General features: G+C 68.3%; 13 protein-coding genes and 2 tRNA genes. 13 read left to right on the plus strand and 2 right to left on the minus strand.

Going from position 1 to position 15,588, the window contains the following annotated elements:
* The first annotated feature begins 80 nt into the window (after positions 1–80).
* The 7 genes from ABZY89_RS24915 (at position 81) to tig (ending at position 5,986) form a co-directional block, all read left to right on the plus strand.
* Positions 81–1,343 (plus strand): DUF222 domain-containing protein, encoded by a 1,263-nt coding sequence (locus ABZY89_RS24915; protein ID WP_355231546.1) that lies wholly within the window; start codon positions 81–83, stop codon positions 1,341–1,343.
* A 368-nt stretch (positions 1,344–1,711) separates the two neighbouring features.
* Positions 1,712–2,230 carry a ribose-5-phosphate isomerase gene (locus ABZY89_RS24920; RefSeq protein ID WP_355231548.1) on the plus strand — a complete coding sequence of 173 codons (519 nt, stop codon included), beginning with the start codon at positions 1,712–1,714 and terminating at the stop codon, positions 2,228–2,230.
* A gap of 7 nt (positions 2,231–2,237) precedes the next feature.
* On the plus strand, positions 2,238–3,098 hold the full coding sequence (locus ABZY89_RS24925; protein ID WP_355231550.1) for a DNA-formamidopyrimidine glycosylase family protein: 861 nt from the start codon (positions 2,238–2,240) through the stop codon (positions 3,096–3,098).
* Positions 3,099–3,164: 66 nt separating this feature from the next.
* On the plus strand, positions 3,165–4,241 hold the full coding sequence (locus ABZY89_RS24930) for a PP2C family protein-serine/threonine phosphatase (protein WP_355231552.1): 1,077 nt from the start codon (positions 3,165–3,167) through the stop codon (positions 4,239–4,241).
* A 105-nt stretch (positions 4,242–4,346) separates the two neighbouring features.
* Positions 4,347–4,420 (plus strand) — tRNA-Gly (locus ABZY89_RS24935).
* Positions 4,421–4,455: 35 nt separating this feature from the next.
* Positions 4,456–4,528 (plus strand) — tRNA-Pro (locus ABZY89_RS24940).
* 57 nt (positions 4,529–4,585) lie between these two features.
* On the plus strand, positions 4,586–5,986 hold the full coding sequence (tig, locus tag ABZY89_RS24945) for a trigger factor (RefSeq protein WP_355231553.1): 1,401 nt from the start codon (positions 4,586–4,588) through the stop codon (positions 5,984–5,986).
* 71 nt (positions 5,987–6,057) lie between these two features.
* Here tig and ABZY89_RS24950 read toward each other — a convergent pair whose 3' ends face one another.
* The gene (locus ABZY89_RS24950; protein WP_355231555.1) at positions 6,058–6,816 is read right to left on the minus strand and encodes a hypothetical protein; all 759 of its coding nucleotides are present in this window, start codon (positions 6,814–6,816) and stop codon (positions 6,058–6,060) included.
* A 209-nt stretch (positions 6,817–7,025) separates the two neighbouring features.
* Between ABZY89_RS24950 and ABZY89_RS24955 the strand changes: the two genes are divergently transcribed.
* From ABZY89_RS24955 to ABZY89_RS24975, 5 genes are all read left to right on the plus strand, one after another.
* Positions 7,026–8,012, plus strand: coding sequence for a hypothetical protein (locus ABZY89_RS24955; protein WP_355231557.1), 987 nt, complete (start codon positions 7,026–7,028; stop codon positions 8,010–8,012).
* A gap of 175 nt (positions 8,013–8,187) precedes the next feature.
* Positions 8,188–8,796 carry an ATP-dependent Clp protease proteolytic subunit gene (locus ABZY89_RS24960; RefSeq protein ID WP_355231611.1) on the plus strand — a complete coding sequence of 203 codons (609 nt, stop codon included), beginning with the start codon at positions 8,188–8,190 and terminating at the stop codon, positions 8,794–8,796.
* 4 nt (positions 8,797–8,800) lie between these two features.
* Positions 8,801–9,406: an ATP-dependent Clp protease proteolytic subunit gene (locus ABZY89_RS24965; RefSeq protein ID WP_355231559.1), complete on the plus strand. Its 606-nt coding sequence runs from the start codon at positions 8,801–8,803 to the stop codon at positions 9,404–9,406.
* A gap of 100 nt (positions 9,407–9,506) precedes the next feature.
* On the plus strand, positions 9,507–10,799 hold the full coding sequence (gene clpX / locus ABZY89_RS24970) for an ATP-dependent Clp protease ATP-binding subunit ClpX (RefSeq protein WP_091049272.1): 1,293 nt from the start codon (positions 9,507–9,509) through the stop codon (positions 10,797–10,799).
* A 116-nt stretch (positions 10,800–10,915) separates the two neighbouring features.
* Positions 10,916–11,857, plus strand: a complete 942-nt coding sequence (locus tag ABZY89_RS24975; protein WP_355231561.1) for a hypothetical protein — start codon at positions 10,916–10,918, stop codon at positions 11,855–11,857.
* A gap of 149 nt (positions 11,858–12,006) precedes the next feature.
* On the opposite strand, the gene valS is transcribed toward ABZY89_RS24975, so the two are convergent.
* Positions 12,007–14,637 carry a valine--tRNA ligase gene (gene valS, locus ABZY89_RS24980; protein WP_355231562.1) on the minus strand — a complete coding sequence of 877 codons (2,631 nt, stop codon included), beginning with the start codon at positions 14,635–14,637 and terminating at the stop codon, positions 12,007–12,009.
* A gap of 79 nt (positions 14,638–14,716) precedes the next feature.
* Here valS and ABZY89_RS24985 point away from each other — a divergent pair, with 79 nt between their 5' ends.
* The gene (locus ABZY89_RS24985; RefSeq protein ID WP_355231564.1) at positions 14,717–15,586 is read left to right on the plus strand and encodes a GNAT family N-acetyltransferase; all 870 of its coding nucleotides are present in this window, start codon (positions 14,717–14,719) and stop codon (positions 15,584–15,586) included.
* Positions 15,587–15,588: the final 2 nt, after the last annotated feature.

Consider the following 15,588-nt stretch of genomic DNA (forward strand, 5'->3'; position numbering starts at 1 on the left):
CTGGGAAAATAGATGGCCGTAGCACGACTGGAGGCGTAGAATCAGACCATCACAGCACACCTCTGAAGGGGAGGACGGCGATGAGTCTCGGCCGCTCGATCGACCGCTGGGGCACCAACCCCGGTGATGCGATCGACGCTGCCTTGAAGGCCATCGAGACCGCCCTTCAAGACCTGCTCGCGACCGATCCCGCCTACTGGCGGACCGGGCAGAAGAAAGACCTCCTCGAGCGGCTGGAGAAGCTCCAAGCTCAGCAGGCCGCGTTGAGACTGCGGGTGCTGGCCACGGCCGGCGATATCGCCGAGGAGACCGGCGCCAAGGATGCCTCCGGGTGGATGCGGACCGAGCTTCTCGTGGACAAGGCGGTCGGGCGTGCCCAGGTGAAACTCGCGGCGGCGGTGACCAAGTACGACCTCGTCGCCGCCGGCCTCGCTGAAGGTGTTGTGTCGCAGGACAAAGCACGGGTGATCACCCAGGCCCTCGACGCCGTCGAGACCGACCCCGCTGCCAGCGGCGAAGACCTGATCCTCGCCGAGAAGCTCCTGGTCGACTACGCCAGCCAGTTGACCGCGAACGAGCTGAAGATCGTCGGCCGACGGATCCTGGCCGAGATCGACCCCGAGCGGTTCGAGGCCGCTGAAGCCAAGACCCTCCAGCGCGAGGAGGAGCACGCCCAGCGGCGTACGTTCTTCTCCTCCCGTGACAACGGCGACGGCACCATCGACATCCACGCCAGAGTCTCCCGCGCCGTCGGGATGCGACTCCGGACCCAGCTGGACTCCCTGGCCCAGCCCCGGAAGCTCTCGGCCGAGGACAAGGGCCGCAAAGCGCCCTACGACCGGCTGCTGGGCCAGGCCTTTGCCCGCGTGGTCGAGACCTACGACGTCGACCAGCTCCCCAGGCACGGTGGTCACGGCACCACGATGTTCATCACCATGAACGTCGAGGACCTCCGCAACGACCTCGGCACCGCAGCCCTCGGCTTCGACGGCGAGCAGATCAGCGCCGCCGAGGCCCGACGGATGGCCTGCAACGCCGACCTCGTCCCGGTCGTGTTGGGCACCGACTCCGAGATCCTCGACTTCGGCCGAACCGCCCGGTTGGCGTACCCGATCCAACACCGTGCGCTTCGACTACGAGACAAGTGTTGCCAAGCCGAAGACTGCGACGCCCCAGCAGCGTGGACCGAGGCCCATCACCTCAAACCCTGGTCCGAAGGCGGCCTCACCAACCTGGCCAACATGGTCTTGCTCTGCGCGAGCGATCATCGCCGGATCCACGACGCCAACTACGGCTACGAGCGGCTACCGAGTGGGCGGATCCGGTTCACCCGGCGCACCTGAGCGGGCTCCAGCACGACCGCTCACTCGTGCGTCTGCTTGTGAAGCGTTCACAAGGTGTCATCGTCTTGTAAAAGCACGAGCAGAAGCCTCCGCAGCCGGGAGCGGCCGGCCCGAGATCCCAAGCCCGTGCGCAACCCTAGGACTCCGCGCCAAACCCCGCCGCCGACCCGATATACAGCCAAAATTCTCGACGGAGCCCGGTGTCAAGGATCGCCGCAGGCGACCGGCGAAGCCGGCGGCCGAAGGCCGTCCTTTACTCCGGGAGCCGTCGAGAACACCCTCCCCGAAAGGGTCGGCGGCCCCAGCCCAACAAGCAACACCAACCACCAAATCCGAAGATCCTGCAGCGGTAAGAGAGGATGGGCGGCATGCGCGTCCACATCGGCTGTGACCACGCCGGTCTCGAACTGAAGTCCCACCTGATCAACCGTCTGACGGAGCTCGGCTACGAGCCTGTCGACCATGGCCCGTTCGTCTACGACGCACTCGACGACTACCCGGTCTTCTGTATCCGGGCGGCCGAGGGGGTGGCCCGGGATCGTGAACAGGGGCTGGACAGCCTCGGGGTCGTGATCGGGGGGTCGGGCAACGGTGAGCAGATGGCGGCCAACAAGGTGACCGGCATCCGCTGCGCGCTCGCGTGGAGCGAGGAGACCGCCAAGCTCGCCCGTGACCACAACAATGCCCAGGTGGTCGCGGTGGGCGGCCGGATGCACAGCCTCGAGGACATGACGAAGTTCGTCGAGATCTTCCTGGCCGAGCCGTTCAGCGAGGAGGAGCGGCACGTACGCCGCATCGACCAGCTCCACGCCTACGATGCCGACGGCGTACGTCCGCCGCTTCCCGACTCGGCCAAGGGCCTGGGGCCCGCCGAGGACCAGGACTGATCCGGGGATGCCCGAGGGGCACACCCTCCACCGCCTCGCGCTCGATCTGAGCGATGCCTTCGCCGGCCAGCAGGTCCGGGTCAGCAGCCCGCAGGGCCGGTTCGCCGACTCTGCCGCGCTGCTCGACGGCCAGGTCTTCACCGGCGCCGAGGCGTGGGGCAAGCAGCTCTTCCTCGAGTTCCCGGGGGAGCAGTACGTCCACATCCACCTCGGCCTCTACGGCAAGCTCGACCTGAAGCCGCACGCAGGCGAGCCGCCGCTCCCGATCGGCCAGGTCCGACTTCGCCTGGTCTCGACATGCTCGACCACCGAGGATGGGACGTACGCGGACCTGCGCGGCGCCAACACGTGCAACCTCGTCACCGCGGCCCAGCGTGACGCCGTCGTCGCGAAGCTCGGGCCGGACCCGTTGCGCGACGACGCCGACCCGGGTCGGGCGTGGCTGCGGATCAGCCGGAGCCGTACGACCATCGGCGCGCTGCTCATGGACCAGTCCGTCCTGGCCGGGGTGGGCAACGTCTATCGGGCCGAGGTGCTCTTCCGGCACCGGATCGACCCGATGCGCCCCGGCAACACCCTGCGCCGGCAGCAGTGGGACGCCATCTGGGACGACCTGGTCGAGCTCATGAAGCTCGGCGTCCAGAGGAACCGCATCGACACCGTCCGCGACGAGCACACCCCCGAGGCGATGGGCCGTCCACCCCGCAAGGACGACCACGGTGGCGAGGTCTACGTCTACCGCCGCCACGGCCAGCCCTGCCTGGTCTGCGGCACGAGCGTACGCACCACCGAGCTGCAGCAGCGCAACCTGTTCTGGTGCCCGAAGTGCCAGCGCACGTACCGGCCCCGGACGACCGTAAAGAAGTAGCCCGCACTACTCTCCGGCCTGCGAGAACGACCACGCAGCCCCCACCTCGAGACCTAGAGTGAGGCCATGTCGAGCCATGCCTTCGCAGACCGCCTGCGGAGCAACGCGATCCGCCGCAGATTCCGTGACCCGGAGCTGCGAGCGGTGCTGTGGCTCGGGCTGCTCACCATCGTCCTGACGGCCCTCGCCGCGGCTCAGACGGGCTGGCTGCAGGTCGTCCCGGTGGCGGTCCTCACCGTGCCGCTGCTGCTCGGCGGGGTACTGCTCGGACCGCGTACGTTGAGCTGGTTCGTGGTCTTCGTGATGGTCATGATCGTGGTCGCTGCCAGCCGCCTGACCCTCTCCGACAGGGACGCCGTCGCCATCGGTGTCCACTTCATGCTCGGCTTCATATTGCTGTTCGTCGGGGAGCGCCGCACCGACCTCGGGGTGGGCGGGCTGAGCAACGAGGTGATGCTTCGCGACCTGACCCGCAAGCTCGACCAAGGTGCGATCCCGCCGATGCCTCCCGGATGGCTCGCCGACTCGGCGGTCCTGCCGGCCGGTGGCACCCAGTTCGCCGGCGACCTGGTGGTCGCCGTGCGGGTGGACAACCGGCTCGAGGTCGTAGTTGTCGACGTCTCCGGAAAGGGCGTGCGCGCCGGGACCCGGGCCCTCCAGCTCTCCGGCGCGTTCGGTGGCCTCCTCGGCGCACTCCCGCCGAGCGAGTTCCTACCGGCCGCCAACCGTTACCTGCTCCGCCTGGACTGGCAGGAAGGCTTCGCGACCGCGGTCTACCTCTCGATCGACCTGACCAACGGTGCGTACGAGATCCGCTCGGCCGGCCACCCGCCCGCCCTTCTACGCCGCGCCGCCACCGGCCGCTGGGAGGAGGCCGAGAGCACCGGCCCGGTGCTGGGGCTCATCGACGACGTCGAGTTCGACGCCTGCGAGGGAGTGCTCGGAGTGGGCGACATGGTGATGCTCTACACCGACGGCGTCGTGGAGGCGCGGGGTGTCGACCTCGAGAGCGGCATCGGCAACCTGGTCGCCACCGCCGACCATCTCGCGGTCACCGGCAGAGGCGGGGGAGCACGCCGCCTGCTCGAGGGACTGAGCGCCAGCTCCGACGATCGCGCGCTCGTCGCGGTCGGGCGCAGGTGACCGAACCGAGCCTGCGAACCGGCCGGTAGGGGAGCCGGTTACAGGTGTGAGCCAGATCTATGGCAGGATTTCGCAGGTCGCACGAGGGCGCTGGCTCTCGCGTGCGCGGATGTAGCTCAATGGTAGAGCCTCAGTCTTCCAAACTGATTACGCGGGTTCGATTCCCGTCATCCGCTCCAAGTGCCATTCCCGCTGATTGGGGAGGGGCCCTTGACGGGGCGTAGCGTAGTGGCTAGCGCGCCTGCTTTGGGAGCAGGAGACCGCAGGTTCGAGTCCTGTCGCCCCGACATTTCATTGCCCTGCACGCGACATCATTCTCAGAAACAAACGACAGGAGACACCCTGTGAAGAGCGCCGTCGAGACGTTGAGCCCGACCCGGGCCAAGCTGACCGTCGAGGTGCCCTTCGAGGAGCTCAAGCCGAGCCTCGACGCGGCGTACAAGCAGATCGCCAAGCAGATCAACGTCCCCGGCTTCCGCCGGGGCAAGGTCCCGCCCCAGGTGATCGACAAGCAGGTCGGCCGCGGTGCGGTGCTCTCCGAGGCGGTCAACAACGTCCTCCCGCAGATGTACTTCGACGCTCTCCAGGAGAACTCGCTCGAGCCGCTCGCGCAGCCCGAGATCGAGGTCACCAAGCTCGAGGACAACGAGACGCTGGAGTTCACCGCCGAGGTCGACATCAAGCCCGAGATCACGCTGCCCGACTACGAGGGCATCGAGGCCAAGGTCGAGGACATCGAGCTCACCGACGCTGACGTCGAGGAGCAGATCCAGGCGATGCGCGAGCGCTTCGGCACCCTCAAGGACGTCGAGCGCGCCGCCGCCGACGGCGACTTCGTGGTCATCGACCTGAAGGCGACCAAGGACGGCGAGGACGTCGAGGGCGCCGAGGCCGTCGGGATGAGCTACCAGGTCGGCAAGGGCGGCATGCTCGACGGCCTGGACGAGGCCATCGTCGGTCTGTCCGCCGGCGAGTCCAAGGACTTCAAGAGCACCCTCGTGGGCGGTGAGCTGATCGGCCAGGAGGTCGACGTCAACGTCACCGTCAACCAGGTGCAGGAGCAGGAGCTCCCGGCGTACGACGACGACTTCGCCCAGCTCGCCAGCGAGTTCGACACCGTCAAGGAGCTCGAGGAGGACGTCCGCGGCCGCCTCGGCAACGGCAAGCGCCTCGAGCAGGCCGCCGCCGCCCGTGACGCCGTCCTCGAGGCGCTCCTGGAGCAGATCGAGATCCCGCTGCCGGAGAGCATCGTCACCGACGAGCTCAACGCGCGCCGCGAGGGCATCGAGCAGCAGCTCGGCTTCGCCGGCCTCACCTTCGAGAAGTACCTCGAGGACGAGGAGCAGACGATCGAGGAGTTCGAGGCCGACCTGGAGCGCCGCGTTCGTGACGCCGTCGCCGCCCAGCTGATCCTCGACCAGATCGCCAAGGAGAAGGAGATCGGGGTCGAGCAGCAGGAGCTGACCGAGCACATGATGCGCCGCGCGCAGCAGTCCGGTCAGGACCCGCAGGAGTTCGTCAACCACATGCTCGAGCACAACCACGTGCCCGAGCTGGTCCAGGAGATCCTGCGCGGCAAGGCGCTCGCCCAGCTCGTCGAGGCCGCCAAGGTCACCGACGAGTCCGGCAACCACGTCGAGCTGAAGAACCTCCGCCCCGACGGCACCATCGGCGAGGACGAGCCCGAGCCCGAGGCCGAGGCTGAGGCCGACGCCCCCGAGGACACCGAGAAGGCCGACGCCTGATCACCCTCAGACGTACGTCACAGCGCCCCTGCCTCGCGGCAGGGGCGCTGTCGTTTTCGGGTGAGTCGGCGCTACTGGGCGTCGAAGTTGTCCGTCGGGTCGCCTGAGACCTCCAGGTGCTTGGCCGCACAGTCGGTCTTCGACAGTCCCTGCTCGACGCACCACTCCAGCGCGGGCGTGGAAGTGTCGCTCGGACGGGGCACCACGACGGCGTACATCCCCGGCTTCACGTACGAGCTCGGCCACTCACCGGTGTCGAGGAGCAGCGCCTCGGGGTGGGCGGTCTTGATCTTCTGGTAGCGGCTCAGCGCCTGGTGCCAGTCGGCGTCGCCGCCGTCCCCGGCACCGACCGCCGCGAGCTGTGGGATCCAGGTGCCGATGAGCTTGGTTGCCGCTTCGGTGTCGAGGCGGGAGATGCGGAGCAGTTGGTGCTCCGGCGGGGCGTTCGGGTCCACGGACGGCACGCTCGACGGCTCGCCCGTCGGGCTGGTCGAAGGCTCAGGCTCCGCCTCGGACTGCACGGGACCGGTCCCGTCCTTGCCGAAGATGAACCCGAGCACGCCGGCGACGAGCACCAGAACCACGATCATCACCAGGATCGGCGCGGTGCGGCCCTTCCGTGGGGCCGGGGGTGGCGAGGCGGCGTCGTCGAAGAAGTATCCGCGGGTGCTGCGACCCGTGGTCGCATCGTCGCCGAGCTCGTCGACGAAGAGTGGACGGTGCTGCTCCGGGGGAGCCAGGAGCGGGGTTCCGCAGCCGATGCAGTAGATGGCCCCGGGCAGCAGATCATCGCCGCACGACTGGCAGTGTGATTCTTTCTCGTCGCTCACGCACGGACACCCCCTTCCGCATACGACGGTAACCCGCGGAGACCGCTGTCGTCACGCAACACCAGTAACAACAGCATCACAGACACCAGACGCGTGAGTGAACGCAAACGTACTGAACGTGGTCGCGCCGGTGTGATCTGAGACACAGACGGGCCGGACAGTGGGCACAGGTGATCCTGTCGGCCCAGCGTAGGCCCTACGCTGCCAGCGTGACCTCCAGCCCTGAGACCGTCCGCGCCGTTGTCCTCAACGTCGAGGACGCTCCGGTGGACCCCGACGCCGAGGAGCTGCTCGACCGCGGTCAGGGCAAGGTGGCCGGCCTCGTCGGTCTGGCGAAGCTCGCCTGGCGCATCACGGCCTTCGCGCGGCGGCCGTTCGCGGCCCCGTTCGCGCTCGCGACCCCGATCATCCGCGGTGTCGTCAACACCGACTCCGGACCCGCCGTCGCGGTCCGGCACCAGGGCCGCATGGTCAGCCCGAAGGAGTGGGCCGCCGCCCAGCGCCAGGTCGGGACGAGCCCTCGGATCCTGGTCCTGATCCCGCCGGCGGGCAAGGACGAGACCGTCTGGGACGAAGGCTCGCAGGCGACCGGGGCGACGTACGCCGACCGGCTCGCCGAGCTTCTCGGATGGATGCCCCTGAACATGCACGTGTCGGCCGGCAGCAAGTCGGTCCCCGCCGCGGTGGCGCTCAGCAGCCGGATCCAGGAGTGCGTCGACGCCATCGCGGCGGAGCCGCGCATCGTCCTGGTCGGCTACGCCGGTGGTGGTCTGATCGCCCGCAACGCGCTCGGCGTGGCCACCGCCGGGTCGCGGCCGTGGACGACGTACGTCTCCGAGCTGATCGCCCTCGGCACGACGCCCTACGCGGTCACCTCGGCCCCGATCTCGGGTGGCGTCGGCAAGCAGCTCGACGAGCACCTCGCCGGGATCGCGGTCGTCGGGGCCGACGAGGCGATGCTCCCGCCGCGGCCGGATGTCGACTATCTGCTGGTCACCGACAAGGCGACCTCGCGCCCCAACCGGGTCGGGCGACTCTTCGGGGAGATGCTGTGGTGGCGGCACAAGACGCCGCTGCGGTCGCGCCGGGTGCGCGACCTGTTCCCGACGGCGGAGCGCTTCACGCTCTCGACTGCCGAGACGCCGCTGTCGAACCATCCGGCTGTCCACGACGCCCTGCTGCGCTGGCTGGCGTAGCCGTGGGGATCGCGGCGCCGCGCGGATTGCGACGCGATCGCCAATAGTTCTGCCGTCGGCGAACAATGGCACACCAGCCGTGGAACAACTGGATGTGGCGGCTAGTGTCGATCCTGTGAACATCGACTCCAGCGCGGCTGACGCTCATGCCGGTGCCCCAGGGCTCTCCCCGAGCCTGGGCGGCAACGGCGGCGGTCTGAGCCTTCTCGACGACAACATCTACAACCGACTGCTGCGGGAGCGCATCGTCTTCCTCGGCTCCGAGGTCCGCGACCAGAACGCCAACGCGATCTGCGCGCAGCTCCTGCTGCTCTCCGCGGAGGACCCCGAGGCCGACATCTTCCTTCACATCAACTCGCCCGGTGGCTCGGTGGATGCCGGTATGGCCATCTACGACACGATGCACTACATCCCCAACGACGTGGCGACCGTCGGTATGGGTCTGGCGGCCTCGATGGGCCAGTTCCTGCTGTGCGCCGGCGCGAAGGGCAAGCGCTACGCGCTGCCGCACGCGCGGATCATGATGCACCAGCCCTCCTCGGGCATGGGTGGCTCGGCTTCCGACATCAAGATCCAGGCCCAGCAGTCGCTGCACATCAAGAAGGTGCTGCTCGATCTGATCAGCGAGCACACCGGCCAGAGCGTCGAGCAGGTCACCACGGACGCTGACCGCGACCGCTGGTTCACCGCCTCCGAAGCTCTCGACTACGGCCTGGTCGACCAGGTCATCCGGAGCGCCAAGGAAGCCTCCGACGAGGGCCGACCCGCTCACAAGAAGGATTGAGGACATGAACTACTACATCCCGCAGTGGGAGGAGCGTACGTCTTACGGCGTCCGCCGGATCGACCCCTACGCCAAGCTCTTCGAGGACCGGATCATCTACCTGGGCACCCCGATCAGCGACGATGTCGCCAACGCGGTCATCGCCCAGTTGCTCTGCCTGCAGTCGATGAACCCGGACCAGGACATCTCGATCTACATCAACAGCCCCGGTGGCTCGTTCACTGCCTGCACCGCGATCTACGACACGATGCAGTTCATCAAGCCGGACGTGCAGACCGTCTGCATCGGTCAGGCCGCCTCGGCCGCCGCGATCCTGCTCGGCGCTGGTGCGCACGGCAAGCGGATGGCGCTGCCCAACAGCCGCATCCTGATCCACCAGCCCTACACCGAGGGCACCTTCGGCCAGACCTCCGACATCGAGATCCAAGCCAACGAGATCCTGCGGATGCGCGAGCTGCTCGAGAAGATGATCGCCGACCACAGCGGCAAGTCGATGGACGAGGTCAGCCACGACATCGAGCGCGACAAGATCCTCACCGCCGCCCAAGCGGTCGAGTACGGCCTGATCGACTCGGTGCTCGAGTCGCTCAAGACGCCGCAGCTCGTTTGACCCTCGGGCCCCGCGCCGCTCCCACACTGAGGGCGCGGCGCGGGGTACCGTCAGTAACTATTCGGACCTAGCAGCACAAGTCGGGGAAGGAAGGCCACTCGTGGCACGCATCGGCGACGGAGGTGACCTGCTGAAGTGCTCCTTCTGCGGGAAGAGCCAGAAGCAGGTCAAGAAGCTCATCGCGGGTCCCGGCGTCTACATCTGCGACGAGTGCATCGACCTCTGCAACGAGATCATCGAGGAGGAGCTCAACGAGGGCTCCGAGGTGGAGATCGCCGACCTCCCCAAGCCGAAGGAGATCTTCGACTTCCTCAACTCCTACGTCATCGGTCAGGAGCAGGCGAAGAAGTCGCTCGCGGTGGCGGTCTACAACCACTACAAGCGCGTCCAGGCCGGCCTGCAGCCCGGCGGCCCGCAGGGCCCCGGCAAGCACGCCAAGGAGGAGCAGGTCGAGGTCGCCAAGTCCAACATCTTGGTGATCGGCCCGACCGGCTGCGGCAAGACCTACCTGGCGCAGACCCTGGCCCGGATGCTCAACGTCCCGTTCGCGATCGCGGACGCCACCGCGCTGACCGAGGCCGGCTACGTCGGTGAGGACGTCGAGAACATCCTCCTCAAGCTGATCCAGGCCGCCGACTACGACGTCAAGAAGGCCGAGACCGGCATCATCTACATCGACGAGATCGACAAGGTGGCCCGCAAGGCGGAGAACCCCTCGATCACGCGCGACGTCTCCGGTGAGGGCGTGCAGCAGGCGCTGCTGAAGATCATCGAGGGCACCACCGCCTCGGTGCCGCCGCAGGGTGGCCGCAAGCACCCGCACCAGGAGTTCATCCAGATCGACACCACCAACATCCTCTTCGTGGTGGGTGGCGCGTTCGCCGGTCTGGAGCACATCATCGAGCAGCGGGTCGGCAAGAAGACCCTCGGTTTCACCGCCGAGGTGCGTGGCAAGGCCGAGAAGGAGTCGGAGGACCTCCTGAAGCTGGTGCGTCCCGAGGACCTCACCAAGTTCGGGCTGATCCCGGAGTTCATCGGCCGGCTGCCGCTGATCGCGAGCGTCGAGAAGCTCGACCAGGCCGCGCTCGTTCAGATCCTGACCGAGCCGCGCAACGCGCTGGTGAAGCAGTACCAGAAGCTCTTCGACCTCGACGGCGTCGACCTCGAGTTCACCGAGGAGGCGGTCACCGCCATCGCCGACAAGGCCCTCGAGCGCGGCACCGGCGCCCGTGGCCTACGGGCGATCATCGAAGAGGTTCTCCTCTACGTGATGTACGACGTGCCCTCCCGCGGCGACGTCGGCAAGGTGATCGTGACCCGCGAGGTGGTCGACGACGGCGAGATGCCGACCCTCGTTCCTCGCGAGAAGGAAACCAAGAAGAAGTCCGCGTAGCCCGTTTGGGTCATTTTCGCCGCCCGGGTCGGTATTGGCCCGGGCGGTCGGACACAATACGCACTGATGATCATCTGTACCTTTCCAGCTCCGTCACTCGGTAGGGAAGTGGGCACGTGAGGTTCCAGAGGGGCCCGGTGATGGCCTACGCCGCCGTAGTGCTCATCGGCCTGCTCGTGGTCATCCAGACCCTCAGCCCGGACGTCTCGGCGCTGCACCGGGTGCCGCGTACGCTCTCGGGCCAAGCCGACTTCACCGTGATCCCGCCGGCGCCGTCTCCCGGTGTCTCCGGGGTGTCGACGATCCCCAGCACCACGCCCGATGCGGACCGCGGGACCGACCGCGAGGACCCCGCCCCGCCGAAGAGCCGCAAGGACGAGAAGCCGGACAAGGCGCCGTCCGCGCCCGCTGAGGAGCCCGACGCGCAACCCTCTGAGGAGCCAACGACTCCCGCTGACCCCGGTGAGGGCAACGGCAACGGCAATGGCAACGGCAAACCACCCACGCTGGTCCCGTCCGTGGGCCCGATCCCGGGGATCATGGCGCCGCTGCTGTGGCCGTTCGTGGCCGAGGAGGACGCCCGCCCCGTCGACGAGGCCGTGCCGATGTTCCTGCGGCAACTGATCGCTGCCGACGCCGGCGTCCCGGTCGAGGATCTTCCGCTGGAGGAGCCCAAGGAAGACCGAGAGACCGACGAGGCGACCGCGGAGTCGAAGGGCCCTGAGGCGGAGTCGACCAAGCGCGAGTCCGAGGCCGAACGGGTCATCGAGGACGCCTGCGAGCTCACCGCCGCGATCACCGAGGACGTGAAGACGCTCCCGGGAGCGAACGACGCTTCCGAACCGGGGGCCACGCCGGAGTGCGATGAGGCGTGCGCTGAGCCGAAGACACCGGTAGGGTCGTCGCCCGCAGCCGAACCCGAGGTCACCACCGAATCCGCTGAGCCGTCCGACACTGAGCAGCCCGATGCCGAGACGACGGATACAGAGGAGCCGGAGCAGGAGCCGAAGGACGGCAGCGAGGACGACCAGACTTGTGCCGAGAAGTCGGTGCAGTAGGGATCACTCCGATGGCGACTGCACCACGCCAGAGTGACCGGCCGAGCGAGTCCCCCCGGGCGCTTGGCTGGAGTGAGGGACGAAGCAGGCCCCGGAACCGCATCGCGGTCCGGGGCCTGCTCCGTCGTTGGGCTCCGTCTACCTGAGGCTCAGGCCTCCTCGGGAACCTCAGCCAGCTCCGCGCTCACGGAGATTTCGGTGGCGTTCTCGTCCACGGTGAAGAAGAGGTCGCCGACGATGTTGCCGACCCGCTTGAGGTCCGGCGCGGCGGCCTCCGCGTCCTTGACCAGCTTGGCGGGGCCGGTGACCTCGGCCTTGGCCAGCGGGTGGCGCATCTTCACCTTCGCGGTCGACTTCGCGCCGCGGATCCCGGTCAGGGTCGCCGCGACGGCGTCCAGCGCCGCCGGGTCGGCTGCGGCAGCGGTGCCGAGCTCGAGCTCACGCGGCCACGCGGAGGTGTGGATGGAACCGGCCTGCCACCACGACCAGACCTCCTCGGTGACGTACGGAAGGAAGGGGGCCAGCAGGCGCAGCTGGACGTGGAGAGCAGTGGCGAGGGTCGCGCGCGCGGACTCGGTGGCGAGACCGCCGTCCTCGTCGTAGGCACGTTCCTTGACCAGCTCGAGGTAGTCGTCGCAGAACTCCCAGAAGAACTTCTCCGAGGCCTCCAGCGCCGTGGAGTAGTCGTACGCCGTGAAGGCGTCGGTCGCCTTGGTGATCGTCTCCTTGAGACGGGCCATCAGCGCGCAGTCGACCGGCTGGGTGATCGCGACCGGGTTCAGCGTGGTCGCGCCGACGTTGCCGAGGACGAACTTGGAGGCGTTGAGGATCTTCATCGCCAGGCGGCGACCGACCTTCATCTGGGTCTCGTCGAACGGCGAGTCCATGCCCGGGCGGGTCAGTGCGGCACGCCAGCGAACCGCGTCGGCGCCGAACTTCTCGAGGATCTCGGTCGGGACGACGACGTTGCCCTTCGACTTCGACATCTTCTTGCGGTCGGGGTCGAGGATCCAGCCGGCGATCATCGCGTGGCTCCACGGGACGGTGCCGTCCTCGAGGTGGGCGCGGACGATGCGGCCGAAGAGCCAGGTGCGGATGATCTCGTGGCTCTGGGTGCACAGGTCCATCGGGTAGACCCGGCTGAACAGGTCGGGGTCGGCCTCCCAGCCGCCCGCGATCTGCGGGGTCAGTGAGGAGGTCGCCCAGGTGTCCATGACGTCCGGGTCGCCCTGGAAGCCGCCGGGCTTGCCGCGCTGCGCCTCCTCGTACCCGGCCGGGACGTCCGTGGACGGGTCGATCGGGAGCTGGTCCTCGCTCGGCAGCAGCGGCTTGTCGTAGTCGGGGTTGCCCTCGGCGTCGAGTGCGTACCAGACCGGGAACGGGATGCCGAAGAAGCGCTGGCGGGAGATCAGCCAGTCGCCGTTGAGGCCGCCGACCCAGTTGTCGTAGCGGTGGCGCATGTGCTCGGGCAGCCAGGTCAGGTCGCCGCCGCGGGAGAGCAGCTGCTCACGCAGCTCGGGGTTGCGCCCACCGTTGGTGATGTACCACTGCCGGCTGGCGACGATCTCGAGCGGCTTGTCGCCCCGCTCGTAGAAGTTGGCCATCCGCTGGGTCTTCTTCGGCTCGCCGTCGAGGTCACCGGACTCGCGGATCATCGCGACGACGGCCTCGCGGGCCGAGTGGACGGTCTTGCCCTTCAGCTCCTCGTACGCCGCGACGCCGGCCTCGGTGGTGATCCACTCCGGGGTCTCGCGGGAGAAGCGGCCGTCGCGGCCGATCAGGGCGCGGGCGGGAAGGTTGAGCTCGCGCCACCACTGGACGTCGGTGAGGTCACCCCAGGTGCAGGACATCGCGATGCCGGCGCCCTTGTCCATCTCGGCGGCTTCGTGAGGCAGGACGGGGATCTCGACGCCGAAGATCGGGCTGGTGACGGTGCTGCCGAACAGGTCCTTGTAGCGGTCGTCGTCGGGGTGCGCGATCAGCGCGACGACGCTGGGGATCAGCTCGGGGCGGGTGGTCTCGATGTGGACCGGGGTGCCGTCAGCGCGGTGGAACGCGACGCGGTGGAAGAAGCCGGGGTAGTCCTTCGCCTCCAGCTCGGCCTGGGCGACGGCGGTCTGGAAGGTGACGTCCCACAGGGTCGGCGCCTCCTGCAGGTAGGCCTCGCCGCGGGCGAGGTTGCGCAGGAACGCCTTCTGCGAGGCGGTCTGGGAGACCTTGCCGATGGTCGTGTACTGCTGGTCCCAGTCGAAGGAGAGACCCAGGGTGCGCCACAGGTCCTCGAAGACCTTCTCGTCCTCGACGACCAGCTGGTTGCACAGCTCGACGAAGTTGGGCCGGCTGATCGAGATCTGGCGCTTCGGGTCCGGCTTCTCCGGCGGGGTGAAGTCGGGGTCGTACGGCAGGCTCGGGTCGCAGCGGACGCCGAAGTAGTTCTGGACCCGGCGCTCGGTCGGCAGGCCGTTGTCGTCCCAGCCGATCGGGTAGAAGACCGACTTGCCGTTCATCCGCTGGAAGCGGGCGATCAGGTCGGGGTGGGTGTAGGAGAAGACGTGGCCGACGTGCAGGCTGCCGGAGACGGTCGGCGGCGGGGTGTCGATCGAGTAGACGTTCTCGCGCGGCTGGGTGCGGTCGAAGGCGTAGGTCTTCTCGTTCTTCCACAGCTCGGCCCACTTGGCCTCCAGGCCCTCGAGGACCGGCTTGTCCGGTACGGCGACTACGCGCTGCTCAGCGGGCGTAGTCGTCTCCGGTGCGGTCTGCGTGGGCGTGGTCTCAGTCATGGGACCAAATCCTATGGGCGCGCGGTGGCTGGCGCGAAACCGGTTGAGACCGGCGTTGCACACTCGCCATGCTTCGGTCATGGGCACCATCGACTTCTTCACCGACCCAGCCGAGTTCCTCGCCAACGCGTTGGACTACCTCGCCGCGGAGCCGGTGACCGCAAACGTGGTCGCTACCAACGCGGAGAAGGCCACCCGGATGGAGCAGGAGGGGCCGTACCGCTGGTTCGCTGTCGCTCGCGAGGGTGACCGGGTCGTCGGGGCGGCGATGCGGACGGCCAACTTCGAGCCGTACCCGCTCTACGTCTGCCCGATGCCCGAGTCGGCGGCGCTCGAGCTGGCGCGCGTTCTGCACACGCGGGGCGAGTACGCCGGTGGGGCCAACGGCGCGCTCCCGGCAGCCCGGACGGTGGCCGAGGAGACCGCCCGGCTCGCGGGCGGGCGGGTGAGCGTCGCGATGGCGTCCCGTCTGCACGAGCTCGGCACGCTGGTGATGCCGTCCGGCGTGCCCGGGCGCGCCCGCCCGGCGACGTACGACGACCTGGAGCTGTGCCGGGAGTGGCTGGCCGACTTCGGGCACGCGGCCCGGGAGCAGTCCTCGAACAAGGCCTACGCCCACGAGCATGCTGCGGTCGGCGAGGACGAGGTGCGGCGCCGGATCGAGGAGTTCCTGCTGCTGTGGGAGGTCGACGGTGAGGTCGTGTCCCTGGTCGGTGCGACCCCGCCCGCGCACGGCGTGGTCCGGATCGCGCCGGTCTACACGCCGAAGGAGCAGCGGGGTCACGGCTACGGCACCGCGGTGACCGCCGAGGCCTCACGCCTCCTCGGCGCCGACGGCACCCGGCTGTGCCTGTTCACCGACGCCGACAACCCCGTCTCCAACCACGTCTACGCCAAGATCGGCTACCGCCCCGTCGTCGACATGGCCAACCACACGATCGTCAGTTGAGC

Origin of the sequence: Nocardioides sp. NPDC006303, from assembly GCF_040613175.1 — a bacterium.
Lineage (GTDB): Bacteria > Actinomycetota > Actinomycetes > Propionibacteriales > Nocardioidaceae > Nocardioides.

What these genes read in the sequence shown, in the direction of transcription:
- ABZY89_RS24915 (WP_355231546.1), top strand. Translation starts at nt 81, where the DNA reads ATGAGTCTCGGCCGCTCGATCGACCGCTGGGGCACCAACCCCGGTGAT.
- ABZY89_RS24920 (WP_355231548.1), top strand. Translation starts at nt 1,712, where the DNA reads ATGCGCGTCCACATCGGCTGTGACCACGCCGGTCTCGAACTGAAGTCC.
- ABZY89_RS24925 (WP_355231550.1), top strand. Translation starts at nt 2,238, where the DNA reads ATGCCCGAGGGGCACACCCTCCACCGCCTCGCGCTCGATCTGAGCGAT.
- ABZY89_RS24930 (WP_355231552.1), top strand. Translation starts at nt 3,165, where the DNA reads ATGTCGAGCCATGCCTTCGCAGACCGCCTGCGGAGCAACGCGATCCGC.
- ABZY89_RS24965 (WP_355231559.1), top strand. Translation starts at nt 8,801, where the DNA reads ATGAACTACTACATCCCGCAGTGGGAGGAGCGTACGTCTTACGGCGTC.
- valS (WP_355231562.1), bottom strand. Translation starts at nt 14,637, where the DNA reads ATGACTGAGACCACGCCCACGCAGACCGCACCGGAGACGACTACGCCC.
- ABZY89_RS24985 (WP_355231564.1), top strand. Translation starts at nt 14,717, where the DNA reads ATGGGCACCATCGACTTCTTCACCGACCCAGCCGAGTTCCTCGCCAAC.